Genomic DNA, 13,258 nt, shown 5'->3' on the forward strand with positions numbered 1-13,258 from the left:
CAAAATGAAAAAATATACTACTTCAATACTTAATTTATTGCTGATTGGTGCACTGGCTCAGGTACCCATGTTAGCGCAAAAACAGCCCACGGCCATTTCCGTAAAGACGGGAGGCAATGAAGCGGATCGTGCGGCTCGAGTACAAGCGAATTTGAAAATTGTTCAAGAATCAACGGATGTAAATACACAGGCTATTGCCATGTTAGCCTTACAACCTATTGCTCGTGCTGAATCCATTCCTGTCATTATTCCATTCTTGCAAAAGAATCATTTGGCTGGACCCGCTGCCCGTTTATTAGTTAAACTGGCACCATTTGGTCAAGATCAAGTGGGCAAAGCACTGATTGCCGCCCTCCAGCAAGGTAATGCGGCTTATCAAAAAGACATGATTCAGGCTTTGACCGATATCAATTATAAAGCTGCAGGATCAGCCATCGAAGCCTTATGGCCCTCGACAGATCAACGTACTAATCAATTGATTTTAAAGGCGATATCGACCCTAGGCTCAGCCAATGCTGCTAAAATTTTAAAAGAGCAAGCGACCAAGGCTAATGGAGCTTATGAGCCAACTCAAGCATTAGAAGCCTATTTGTCTTTTGTTAAAGCTTCCAAAGATGCTAGTGCATTGAGTCAGTTAAATGTAATTTCTTGGCCTGCAGGCTCTCAAATTAAAGTGAGTGAGGTTTTATTGTCGAAATCCAAGGCACCCGTTCCTTATTTATTAGGAGCATTTGCCAAAGCAAACAATAATGAGCTAGAGGCTTATTTGGTTAAGCATTTGATTAAGCATGCCAAAACTAGTGATGCTGGAATTATAGCCGCTGCCTTTGGAAAGTTTTCCGATGCCAAGAAAACTTCTTTTGTACAAGCAGCAGGAAATGCTAAAGTTGCATGGGCATTAACTCAAATTTCAACCGCTGAAGCATCTAAAAATGCTTCTCTTCGTACAGCAGCATCCATTGCTCGATTGAAAATCCAAGGCAATGCAGGTTTAGCTAAAGTTTGGGCTACCGCTGCTGCAACAGAAGTAGATGGAATTGCCGTAGGAGAGGTGGCTAGCAATTTAGCAGCCAATAGCTTTTTTGAAAAAATGCTGGGTTCTTATGCTACACTCAGTGCATCTCAACAAACCATGTTGATTATTTATGCGTCTTACCGTCAATGGCCGGCCATAAAATCACATGTTTGGAATGCAGTTCAGTCAAATGAGGCTACCCGCGCTGCAGCTTATCAAGTATTATACCGATGGGTAAGTGCAGCAGATTTTGATATTATTGCTCAAAAACTTTCGAGTGCTAGTAATGAAAGCGAGGTAAAGCATTTGCAAAATTGCATTACTCAAATTCAAAAGTTAGATCCAAGCGTGGCTACGAAAGTAAATTCTTATGCCCTGAAAGCTAAAAATCAATTGAACTGGGTACCTTTTGTTTCAGAAGCAGAATCATTAGTTTGGTTAGGCGACTTGGTCAAAAAAACCAAGAATTTGGAAGCAATCAAGGCATACGTGAAAAGTAATGGTAAAGCCACGCAGAATGTAACTCAACAAATTTTACGTTATCGTAAGGTGTTGGATTTGACTCAAGATATGGACACGCGTGCTTTGGTGTTTAGAGGTTTGGGTCGTTGCCCAAGTTTATCTGCCATGAGAACCTTGCAAATAGGTTTACAAGAAGCCAATGCCCGTTCAGTCGCTGCCGATGGTTTAGCCACTTTATTTGTTGGGAATCCAGCATTACAAGGTCAAATGACAAAGGCTTGGGTCTTGGAAGCTATGCCTTTCATCTCTTCAGCTGAATTACGAGCTTCTACTCAAAAGGCCATAGATGCCTTAGGAAATAAAGTTGGTTTCTATTCTATGTTCAATGGTAAAGATTTATCTGGCTGGAAAGGATTAGTTGAAAATCCAGTTAAGCGCCGTGCTATGTCAGCTGATAGTTTAGCGATTAAGCAGGTGAAAGCCGATGAAAATATGCGCAAAGGATGGTATGCCAAAGATGATGAATTGCATTTCACAGGTCATGGAGATAACCTATGTTCGGTAAAAGATTACCAAGATTTTGAAATGTATGTAGATTGGAAAATCGAAAAAGCAGGTGATGCGGGTATTTATTTACGTGGAGCCCCTCAGGTTCAAATTTGGGATATTTCTCTTTTAAAAGTAGGAGCCAATGTAGGTTCAGGAGGATTGTATAACAATCAAATCAATGCGAAAAATCCATTAATGGTGGCCGATAACCCAGTGGAAGAATGGAATACATTCTACATCAAAATGGTGGGTGAGCGTGTAACTGTTTACTTAAACGGTGAACTGGTAGTGGATAATACTATTTTAGAAAACTATTGGGATCGTAAAATCCCGATTTTTGTGAAGGATGCGATTGAATTACAGGCTCATGGTAATCACATTGTTTACCGTAATATCTATGTCAAAGAATTAGAGCCTCAACCTTTACAAACTCTTTCTGAAGAGGAAAAAGCACAAGGTTTTGAGCTTTTGTTTGATGGTTCCTCTTTGTTTAAGTGGACAGGAAACACCACGGATTACGTACCAGAAAATGGCAATTTGGTGATCTATCCAAAGCGTGGCGGTAAAGGTAATTTGTTCACCAAAAATGAATATGCCAATTTCCATTTTAAATTTGAATTCCAATTAACTCCTGGAGCAAACAATGGTTTGGGGATTCGTGCCCCATTGACAGGAGATGCTGCCTATGTGGGTATGGAATTACAAATTTTGGATAATACTGCTCCTGTATATGCCAACTTACAGCCATATCAATATCATGGTTCAGTGTATGGCATTATCCCAGCCAAAAAAGGATTCTTAAAACCGGTAGGCGAGTGGAATCAACAAGAAGTAATTGCCGAGGGAAATCACATTAAGGTAATTTTAAATGGAGAGGTAATTTTAGATGGGGATATTGCTGAGGCAACCAAAGGTGGAACCCCAGATCATAAAGAACATCCAGGATTATTTAATCCCAAAGGGCATATTGGCTTTTTAGGTCATGGAAATGAACTGAAATTCCGAAACATTCGAGTGAAAGAGCTTGTTCCAGTAGAAACAAAATCTAAAAAACGTAAATAATATTTCGTTTATCTTTTTAAACCAATTAACAATGGAGTCGATCGAATTACAGATTAATCGTAAAAAGGTGAAAGTGGAGGTAGATCCCAATACACCTTTGCTATGGGTTCTGAGAGATCATTTATCTCTAGTAGGGACCAAGTATGGTTGTGGTATAGCTCAATGTGGCGCTTGCACCGTATGGATTGATGGAGAACCTATGCGTTCTTGCGTGTTGCCTGTTTCTGCCGTTGGGAAATCAGCGGTTACGACCATTGAAGGTTTAAATGAAAAGGCAGAACACCCTGTTCAAGTTGCCTGGGATGAATTAGATGTTCCTCAATGTGGATATTGCCAAGCAGGTCAAATTATGACTGCAGCTGCCCTTTTGAAGAAAAATCCAAAACCTAGCCATGACGATATCGTGGCTGGAATGTCTGGGAATATTTGTCGCTGCGGTACCTACCACCGCATTCATAATGCAGTGAAACGCGCTGCTGAAATTGCTTCTACGTCCACTTCAACCAAAAAGAAATAAAGATGAAAACGACAAGAAGATCATTTATTCAAAAAACGGCTTTATTAAGTGGCGTTTTTTCTTTAGGATTTGACTGGTTTGAATCCAAGGCAAATACAGGGGTCATTCAACAAATGAATCCGGTATTAGATGCCAATCGCTTTAATGCTTTTCTTTCCATCGAAAACACAGGAAAAATTATTTTGTATTCCCCAAACCCAGAGATTGGACAAGGAATCAAAACGGCATTTCCTATCGTGGTGGCAGAAGAACTTGATGTGGATTGGAAGCAAGTGGAAGTGCGTCAAGCAAATTTAGATACTCAATTATTTGAGCGTCAGTTGACTGGAGGAAGTGGGGCTTTGAAGCATTCCTGGGAGCGTTTGCGCAAAGCAGGAGCCACAGCCAGACACATGTTAATTCAAGCTGCAGCTCAGCAATGGGGTGTGGAGGCTAGTACTTGTAAAACCTCCAAAGGATTTGTAATAGGACCCAATAAAGGTCAAAAATTGGCCTATGGAGCATTGGTTGATGCTGCATCTAAATTAGCGGTTCCAGCCGAGGTTAGTTATAAAAGCCGTGCGGATTACCAAATTATTGGAAGCTTTGTCAAAGGTGTCGATAATTACAAAGTCGTGACAGGTAAACCACAATATGGGTTAGACACACAGAAATCGGGGATGGTGGTCGCGCAAATCGTACGCCCTCCAGCTTTTGGTTCTACGCTGGTTTCTTTTGATGCCGCAGAAGTTAAAAAGATGCCAGGAATCATTGATGTGGTTTCTTTCAAAAATAAAGTGGCTGTAGTAGGTAAATCTACTTGGGAGGTCATGCAAGCCAGAAAAAAATTGGCCTGCACCTATTCAGATACGAGTAATTTAGAGAGTGACAGTACGCATAAAAAGTGGTTTGATGAAGGTATGAAGACCGACAAAGCCAAGGTTGAGCGGAAGGACGGTGATTTTCATGCAGCCATAGCTAAAGCAGCTAAAGTAATTGAAGCTACCTATGAATGTCCATTCTTGTCACATACACCTATGGAGCCTATGAACTTCTTTGCGGATGTTCGCCCGGGTTCTGTTTTATTGGCTGGACCCACTCAAGTTCCTCAATCTGCGCAGAAAGCTGTAGCAACACTTTTGGGTGTACCGGAAAATACTGTTCAGGTAGAATTGACTAAAATGGGAGGTGGTTTCGGTCGCCGATTAAATAATGATTATGCCTTAGAAGCTGCCGAGCTCTCAAGTATCATTAAAATGCCTGTTAAAGTCATGTGGACGCGCGAAGATGATATGACTGGAGGTATTTATCGTCCGGCAGTAAGATATCATTTCAAGGCGGGTTTAAATGAGAAAGGTGAAATGACGGCCTTCTACCTACGTGGAGTTGGTTTAAATGCGGGTAATAGTACTAGACAAGATAATTTCCCTGTGGGGGCCATTGACAATGTTCTAATTGAGTCATTCAATTATAATTCTGCCATAACCACGGGTCCTTGGCGTGCACCCATTACCAACTTTTTGGCATCAGCTGAGCAATCATTTTTAGACGAAGTAGCCTTAGCAGCTGGAAAAGATCCAATTCAAATGCGTTTAGAGTGGCTTCAAAAAGTGAAAACGAATCCAGTTGGAAAAATCACATACGAACCCGATCGTTTCATTGAAGTGATTAAGCAAGTAGCTGAAAAGGCTAAATGGGGTAAGAAAGGTCCGAATGTCCACCAAGGATTCAGTGTGTATTTCTCACATCTTTCCTATGTGGCACAAGTTGCAGAGGCCAAAATAGTGGATGGAGAAGCGAAGGTAACACACGTTACTGCCGTGACAGATTGTGGAGAAGTGATCAACCGTTCGGGAGCTGAAAACCAAGTGATTGGGGGAATCATAGATGGTTATGGTCATGCTATGTACAGCAAATTGAGTTTTGATAAGGGAGTTCCTCAGCAAAAGAACTTTGATACATATAAATTGATTCGGGGAAATGAAATTCCAACTGTGGAGGCTCATTTTGTGAATAATGGCATTGCACCTACTGGATTAGGTGAGCCAGCTTTACCTCCTACGGGTGGAGCGGTAGCCAATGCCTTGTTTGCAGCTACCAAGAAACGCTTGTATCGTCAACCTTTTGCAGGTCCCGACAATGCAAATCTCTAAGGCCAGTGGCCCCATTATTTGGTTAACAAATTTACGTGTCATTGCGACTCTAGCAGTGATTTTGATACACTCAGCAGCAAATTTGCTGCTGAGTTTTCATCGTGTTCCTGATGCTTTATGGTGGAATGCCAATGTCTACAATGGCTGCATGCGTTTTGCTGTGCCTATTTTCGTTATGTTAACAGGTGCTTTGGTGCTTGGGAAAGGAGAACCCTACGGGTCTTTTATCGCTAAGTCCTTTCAGAGAATAGTTGTTCCTTTCTTATTTTGGAATATCTTTTTCGTGTATTTCAATTGGGCGGTTCGGTTAAGAGGAAAAGCTTTTCATTCCTTGGAGGAATTAATTCGTTGGATAGGTCAACAATACTTTACCGGAGGTTCATATCACTTTTGGTATGTGTACATGGTCATTGGCTTGTATTTATTTATTCCTATTATCGGAACTTGGATTCGACAGGCTTCAGAACGTCAAATTCAATACTTTTTAGGAATATGGTTGCTGACCATAGTTTTCAATAACCCTCATTTTCCAATTTTAGAATCTCCTGTGCCTTTGCCTTATTTTACTGGCTACCTAGGTTATTTGGTATTGGGTTATTATTTGCGCCATAAAGACTTTGATCATCTAGTTCAAATACGTTTCTGGGCCATTGCCTTATTCGTTATTGGAACAGCTTGGACCTTGTTGGGCACTTATCAATTATCGCTGCGTGATGGGAAATTTTACGGATTGCTTTATGCCAATTTTTCACCTTCCGTAGTATTGTCTACTGCGGGATTATTCTTGTTGTGTAAGTATTTTCCCTTTGAGATTCGCAGGTTAGTTCCTTTGCGAGAATGGATTAGTTCGCATAGCTATGGAATATATTTGGTCCATATTTTGGTCTTATTCTATATCGCTAAAATTGGGATACATTATAAATTGGTACATCCTAGTATAGGAATTCCATTGACAGCCTTTAGTTGTTTGTTGATTTCGGGTACTATTGTTTGGCTATTGAGAAAGATTCCTGGGGGATCAAGGCTAGCTGGATAATCACATACGGAGAATTGCTCCATCTTGCATTTCTATGATGCGTTCTGTCCTAGAAGCGAACTCGTTGTCGTGGGTTACTATAAGCAAAGATTGACCGTAGACATCCGCTAATTCTTTAAAAATATCAAAAACTATTTCACTGTTTTTTTTGTCCAAATTCCCTGTTGGCTCATCACCCATGATGATTAATGGATCATTGATTAATGCTCTAGCAATAGCTACACGTTGCTTTTGACCGCCCGATAATTGGTTGGGCTTTTTTAAAGCTTCGTTTTCGATACCTAGAATTTTCAACTTTTGGTATGCTCTTTCTTTGATTTCCTTAGGAGAATATTTTCCCAATTTTTGCCCGGGTAGCATTATATTTTCCAATACGGAGAACTCATTGAGTAGGTAATGAAATTGGAAAACAAAGCCAATTTTTTCATTCCTTACTACGGCCAATTCCCCTTCATTTTTTCCTTGCATGGAAACCTCGTCGATGATGAGATTTCCCTCATAATCTGTGTCCATCGTGGAAAGGATGTACAAAAGGGTAGATTTTCCACATCCCGACTTACCAATAATCGAGGCAAATTCGCCCTTCATTAAAGTAAATGAAATGTCCTTTAGTACTGGTATGGTGACAGGATCATGAAAGCTTTTGCTTATTCCCTGGGCTTCTAAAATGATTTGGCTCATGCTACTTTCCTCTTATGATGATGACAGGGTCTATTTTACTCGCTTTCCTGGATGGAAAATAACCAGCTAGGTAGGTTGTGATGATAGCAAAAACAGTTCCAATCAAATAATACCTCGGGTTATAGTTTATCGGATAGGTTTTAACTGTCGGCAATGAACTGGTATTGAATGGAATCTGATCAATGATGGCAGATAGGCCAAAGCCTCCTAAAAGGCCTAGTATTCCACCAAATATGCCAATACTTAAGGCTATTAAGATGAAAATACGGTTGACATCTTTTCCTGAAAATCCGATGGCTTTCAAAATGGCGATGGAATCCATTTTTTCGTAAATCATCATATTTAGGATATTGTATATTCCAAAGCCTGCCACTATCAATAATGTAATCCCAACCGCGTAGGATATTAGGCTTCTGACTGAGCTACCTGTTTCAAATTGAGAATTGGCTGTTTGAATATCAATGGCCTGAATTTCATAAATGCGCTGGTATTCTTTGGCTACATCCGGCGCCATTAAAATATCATTTAACTTCACTTGTAAGTCGGTGATGTAATTATTGGATTCTCCCAATAGTTTTTGAGTGGTGGAGATGGAGGCATAGCTTTGAACATTATCCAAATCCTGTAAGCCAGATTGAAAAAATCCGACGACTTTCAGGGAAATTCTTTCTCCTTTGCTGGAGGTGATTTGGACTACATCCCCTATTTGAGCCAACATTTTTTCTGCAGCGCCTTTGCCTAAAATGATGCTGTTGGGTATGTTTTTGAGGTCCATGAAATTGCCTTCTGTGACATAATCATTGAAGAAAAAAAGTTTGTTTTCAGCCTCTGGATCTATTCCATTAATAACTCCAGTAATCTCAATGACCCCCACATTATAAAATACCTGAGCAGTTACTTTAGGAGCTATACCTAGTACCCGAGGATCCGTCTTTAAGTTTTTTATGATGGCGGCACTATTTTGTATTTCTAGCCTTTCGGATTTAGGCTTGATGGAACGAATGAAATTGTATTGATTGGTGTTTTTTGAATGTACATCAATGGGTTGTTGATCAGAAGCTTTGATTTCTTTGTATAATCTCACATGTGGGGTACGGTTCAAAATTAGGCCATCCAATAAATCATTTAGACCCGACATGAAACTTAAGAGCGTAATAAACATGGTGATACTAAAAGTAACCCCAATAGCCGCAACTAAAGTTTGCCTCCATCGTGCTAAAAGTAAAGAAATGGCAATATTTTGAATTAATTTAATGTTCATTTGCCAGGCTTTTTGATTTCATCCTGTGCGCTAAGGCCACCCAATATTTCCACCTTTTTAAAATCTTTTAATCCCGTTTTTACTAAAATGGTATCTCCTGAGGCTTTGATCACTAAGCTGTCTTTGATGAGGTAATTTCTTGGAATTAAAAGCGATTTTTCTTTTTTGAAAAGTATGATATTGGCTTCAAAGGTGACATTCGGAAATAAATTCGCTGGTTTTTGAGTGAATTGAGCTTCCACTAAAAAAGTCTTGCTCCTTTCATTCATGATGGGATAAATTTTACTGACCTTCGCCTCAAATACCTGTCCCTTGTAGGCATCTAATGTTAATAGGACTGGTAATCCCAATTTGACTTTGAATATATCCTCCTCATCCACTTGCATCTGCAAAACGAATTGAGAAGGGTTTCCTACTATGGCCAATGGAGTTTGAGGACTAACGATTTCTCCTTTGGATTTTAACACATCATATACGATGCCATTAACTTTACTTTTGACGGTAAAATCCTCACTCTGTTGTTTTGAAATGGATAAATTCTTTTTGGATTGATTGGCAGTAAACTGAATTTGACGCTTTAATTCTTTCAATTTTAAAATCGAGGACAAATAAGCTGCTTTGGAGTTTTCATACGCTAATTCCCTTTGTTCTAATTCTACTTGAGTGCCTATTTGTTGTTTCCACAAATTCCTTTGACGCACCAAAAGAGTAGAGTCTGTTCTCCATTTATTTTTGGCTAAATCTATAAATAATTCAGCATCATATATCTTGCTTTGATTATTCTTGGAATCAGCAAAATTGGCTGCTAAGGCAGCATTTTCTTGGTTCAATTGCTGAGTTACGTGAGAAATTGCAAGGATGGGATCTCCTATCTTGACGCTATCGCCTTCTTGTACAAATACTTGTTCAATAATTCCATTGACTGGGGCAAAGGCCTGGTATTGGTCCTGACTTTTTAATGTTCCCGAAGCGTAAACAGACTCGGAAATTGGTCCTTCACTGGGAAAAGTAGTTTCTTCATTTTTCTTACAAGCACTTATTGTAAGAAGGAATAGCGATAGATAAATCCATTTCATTCCACAATTTACTAAATAGTTACGGGCTAATTTATGAGAATCATCATAAAAAAAGAGCTTAGTGTTGGCTAAGCTCTTTTCAATGCGGTGTATTAAATGGTCTTCATATCGATAACAAATCGATACTTGACATCTGACTTAATGATTCGCTCATAAGCTTCGTTGATTTGATTCATCGGTATCAATTCGATGTCAGACAAGATGTTATGTTCTGCACAGTAATTCAACATTTCTTGAGTCTCAGCAATGCCACCAATGTTGGAGCCTATGATGCTTCTTCTTTTGGAAATCAAACTGGCAGCCGCAATTCGATGATCTTCTGGAGGAATGCCTACTATCAGCATTTTACCTTCTAATTTTAATAAGTTTAGGAAGGCATTCATGTTGTGGTGCGCTGCCACGGTATTCAATATAAAATCAAAAGAATTGTTAAGTTTTTTCATTTCTTCTTTGTCGGTTGACAAAACAAAATGATGAGCTCCTAATCTTTTGGCATCTGCTTTTTTGGAAGGGGAAGTACTTAACATGGTCACTTCTGCACCCATGGCTACGGCAAATTTTACGCCCATGTGTCCAAGGCCCCCTAAACCTAAAACGGCTATTTTATGTCCTTTTCCTACCCCAGCAAATTTAAGTGGAGAATAGGTCGTGATGCCGGCACATAATAATGGGGCCACTTGAGCTAAATGATCCGTAAATGGGATGTGCAAGGTGTATTTTTCATCGACCACGATGTTGGATGAGTAGCCACCAAATGTGGGCGTTTTACCATCTCTTTCAAACCCATTGTAGGTAGGAGTGAAGTTGTTGTCACAATATTGTTCTTGACCGCCTTGACATGAAGGACAGGTTCTACAGGAGTCTACGAATACACCAACTCCAGCCGTTTGACCTACTTTAAATTGAGTAACCTCAGCACCTACAGCCTTGACTATGCCTACAATTTCATGGCCAGGAACAATCGGGTATACCGATGGACCCCATTCGGAGCGAGCCATATGAATATCTGAATGACAAACACCGCAATATAAAATATCAATGGAAACATCATGAGCGCCTAATTCTCTACGTTCAATTTGCATGGGAGCAATGGCTGAATCTTTATTAACTGCGCCGTAACTTTTTACTGGGTTCATGGGAATATTGTTTTAAAGGGGTATTTAAATTTAATGATGGCTTTAGTTTGGTTTAGTTTTCTTCCTTGTGCTTCCTTAAGCTTGCTTTAGCTTGCTGTAGTTTGCTGTAGCTTGCAGTAGCTTTGTCAAATTTTAAAAATTTGACAAAGCTGTTGTCAAAGCTGTCAAACTGTCAAAGCTATTTTGCTTTTAAACTGATAATCACCTAAACTGTTATGATACTTGAATAAAAACTGATTTTATTACAAATCTAGGTTGAAATTCTCAATGTCTTAACCTGTTTTTAAATATTATCATCAACCTGATTATTTTATTTCACTACTGGAAATGCGACTATGCGCAAACGCGTAAATCCAAAGGGGATCAAGGTGATTTTTTCTGTTTTTTCTTCACTTGGTCCCAAGTAATCCCCATTTCGGGTAGTTACAGGTTGGTAGGCTACTCCCGCATTTGTTTTCCAATCCGGAAGTTTTTTGCCTTCTAAGGTGATTTCCATGGGTGCGCTGGCTTGATTCCAGAGAAAATCCTTCGGGAAGGGCTTTTTAATTAATGTGGCATGTTCTACTGGTTTTTCCACAAATTTCTTCAAGAGGGCAAAGTTCCAGTCACTTTTAGGTAGGATCTCATAATACTCACCTTCTTGTGGATGAACCTGCTTCTGAAATTCTTCTTGAATTTTAAGCGCAAAGATGAGTGGACCATACTCCACAGAACGGGAATTTTTACCCCAATTTTGTGTTCTGATTTTCATGGGAAATTGTAAGGTAACTTGGTCACCAGGGGTCCATTCTCTAGCTATTTTGGTTATTTTACCACCTTTTTCTCGCAAAACTTCTTTTCCATTTACCAGTAAAATGGCTTCTTCACACCAAGATGGAATTCGGAATTCCATAGGGAATGTAACTTTCTTTTCTGGTTGAATCAAAAATTGAATTTGGTCCTCAAAAGGATAATTGGTACGTTCCTCTATCTGAACTTTGATACCTTTGTTCACGGTAGTGCTTAGCTTATTGGGGCCGTAAATCAGAGCGGCAAAGCCTCCTTCCTTAGTTCTATACCAAAGGTGCGACATGTATTTAGGCCAAGCTTGGTGCATGTTGGCCGTGCAGCAAGTATAGCCACTATAGGGTCCGTACACATTATTCATACCTCTCCAAAAGGGCAAAGAAAAGCTGTAAACCCCTCTTTTAACTTCCACTTGATTAGCCATTCCAAAGTACTGTTTCCCATTAAAATCATCCGTTATTTGGGCAGGAAGGGCATTGAATGTCATACGTTCTAAGGCATCCATGTATTCGGTATCCCCAGTAATCGAGATGATTTGTTCCAAAGAAAACATGGTTTCGGTAGTAGCGCATAATTCTGTACCTTGAATGGGATCGTTGCCATGTAAATCTTCATCTCCTGAAAACATACCATGAGGAAGTCCATGCAAGGTCATTAAGTCACGAAAGCCTGTTTTAAGTGCTTGTAAATAATAGGGGTCTTTTTTGGCTTGAGAATAAATCGCAGGTAATTTGATTCCCATACCCACATTAACGGCATGACGGTCCATCCATCGCTGGTCGTTTTGCTGATAGGCCGCCTGAATGGCCCAATCTCTTTTTCCTAATAAATCTGTCCAATTGGTCGTTTGAGAATAAATCAAATCACCCAATTCCAAGAGAAAAGGAGCTTTGGTTTGTCGGTACAGCCAATAGACCACCATCAAATTATCTCCGCCTCTGGATTGTGCCCATTCGGTATATTTTACCAAAGGCGTATTTTTCAAATTCTTTATTTGAAATTGGAAATATTTGGTCATGAATGGAATCACCCTTGGATCTCCACTAACTTGATAATATTGTTGTAAAATTTTTAACATGACCATTCTTGGCCACCAATCGGCAGCTTGGTCACCTGTCTCAGCCATTTTGCCCGTTTCCTTTTCGTATTTGCTGTAGGGCCCAAAGAAACCAGAAGGCCTTTGGTGGGTTAAGGTCCAATGGACATAATTCAGCACTTTTTTGATGAGTACAGAGTCACCACTTAAGTAGGCCGCAGGTAGGGCGCCATCCAACCAATAGGGAGTTTCCTCCCAATCATCTCCTTTTCCTCCTAACCAGCCATTATCTGTTTTAATTTTTTTATGATTTTCATCCAAATGCCCAGTGGAATTTTTAACCATCAAATCTACTTGTTGCTTCAGCCATCCTGTTGGTCGTATGCTTCCCAATGGAATTTCTTCATAAGCTAATGGATTAAGCGCAGATTTTTGAGCTGTCAAAGTTCCATGTATGCCAACTAACAAAAGCAAACAGGCAAGGGAAATGGACGTTTTCATAGGTTCGA

The 13,258-nt window shown here is 39.8% G+C and carries 9 protein-coding genes; 4 read left to right on the forward strand and 5 right to left on the reverse strand.

Annotated features, from left to right (window positions below):
* Positions 1 to 4 precede the first annotated feature (4 nt).
* From ACST15_RS05205 to ACST15_RS05220, 4 genes are read left to right on the forward strand one after another with little or no spacing between them, the layout of a single operon-like run.
* Positions 5 to 3,088 (forward strand): family 16 glycoside hydrolase, encoded by a 3,084-nt coding sequence (locus ACST15_RS05205; protein WP_459453626.1) that lies wholly within the window; start codon positions 5 to 7, stop codon positions 3,086 to 3,088.
* A 31-nt stretch (positions 3,089 to 3,119) separates the two neighbouring features.
* Complete coding sequence (locus ACST15_RS05210) at positions 3,120 to 3,605, forward strand: (2Fe-2S)-binding protein (protein ID WP_459453627.1); 486 nt, start codon at positions 3,120 to 3,122, stop codon at positions 3,603 to 3,605.
* A gap of 2 nt (positions 3,606 to 3,607) precedes the next feature.
* Positions 3,608 to 5,737 (forward strand): xanthine dehydrogenase family protein molybdopterin-binding subunit, encoded by a 2,130-nt coding sequence (locus ACST15_RS05215; protein ID WP_459453628.1) that lies wholly within the window; start codon positions 3,608 to 3,610, stop codon positions 5,735 to 5,737.
* Positions 5,724 to 6,773: an acyltransferase gene (locus ACST15_RS05220; protein ID WP_459453629.1), complete on the forward strand. Its 1,050-nt coding sequence runs from the start codon at positions 5,724 to 5,726 to the stop codon at positions 6,771 to 6,773. Before ACST15_RS05215 ends, ACST15_RS05220 begins: the two co-directional genes overlap by 14 nt.
* Here the strand turns inward: ACST15_RS05220 and ACST15_RS05225 are convergent, their stop codons facing one another.
* From ACST15_RS05225 to ACST15_RS05245, 5 genes are all read right to left on the reverse strand, one after another.
* A complete protein-coding gene (locus ACST15_RS05225; protein WP_459453630.1) occupies positions 6,774 to 7,454 on the reverse strand; it encodes an ABC transporter ATP-binding protein in 681 nt (226 codons plus the stop codon).
* A gap of 1 nt (position 7,455) precedes the next feature.
* Positions 7,456 to 8,715 (reverse strand): ABC transporter permease, encoded by a 1,260-nt coding sequence (locus ACST15_RS05230; RefSeq protein WP_459453631.1) that lies wholly within the window; start codon positions 8,713 to 8,715, stop codon positions 7,456 to 7,458.
* On the reverse strand, positions 8,712 to 9,791 hold the full coding sequence (locus ACST15_RS05235) for an efflux RND transporter periplasmic adaptor subunit (RefSeq protein WP_459453632.1): 1,080 nt from the start codon (positions 9,789 to 9,791) through the stop codon (positions 8,712 to 8,714). Before ACST15_RS05235 ends, ACST15_RS05230 begins: the two co-directional genes overlap by 4 nt.
* Positions 9,792 to 9,883: 92 nt before the next feature.
* The gene (locus ACST15_RS05240) at positions 9,884 to 10,927 is read right to left on the reverse strand and encodes an NAD(P)-dependent alcohol dehydrogenase (protein WP_459453633.1); all 1,044 of its coding nucleotides are present in this window, start codon (positions 10,925 to 10,927) and stop codon (positions 9,884 to 9,886) included.
* Between the two features lie 310 nt (positions 10,928 to 11,237).
* Positions 11,238 to 13,250 carry a beta-L-arabinofuranosidase domain-containing protein gene (locus ACST15_RS05245; RefSeq protein WP_459453634.1) on the reverse strand — a complete coding sequence of 671 codons (2,013 nt, stop codon included), beginning with the start codon at positions 13,248 to 13,250 and terminating at the stop codon, positions 11,238 to 11,240.
* Positions 13,251 to 13,258: the final 8 nt, after the last annotated feature.

Source organism: Aquirufa sp. Wall-65K1 (assembly GCF_054558475.1).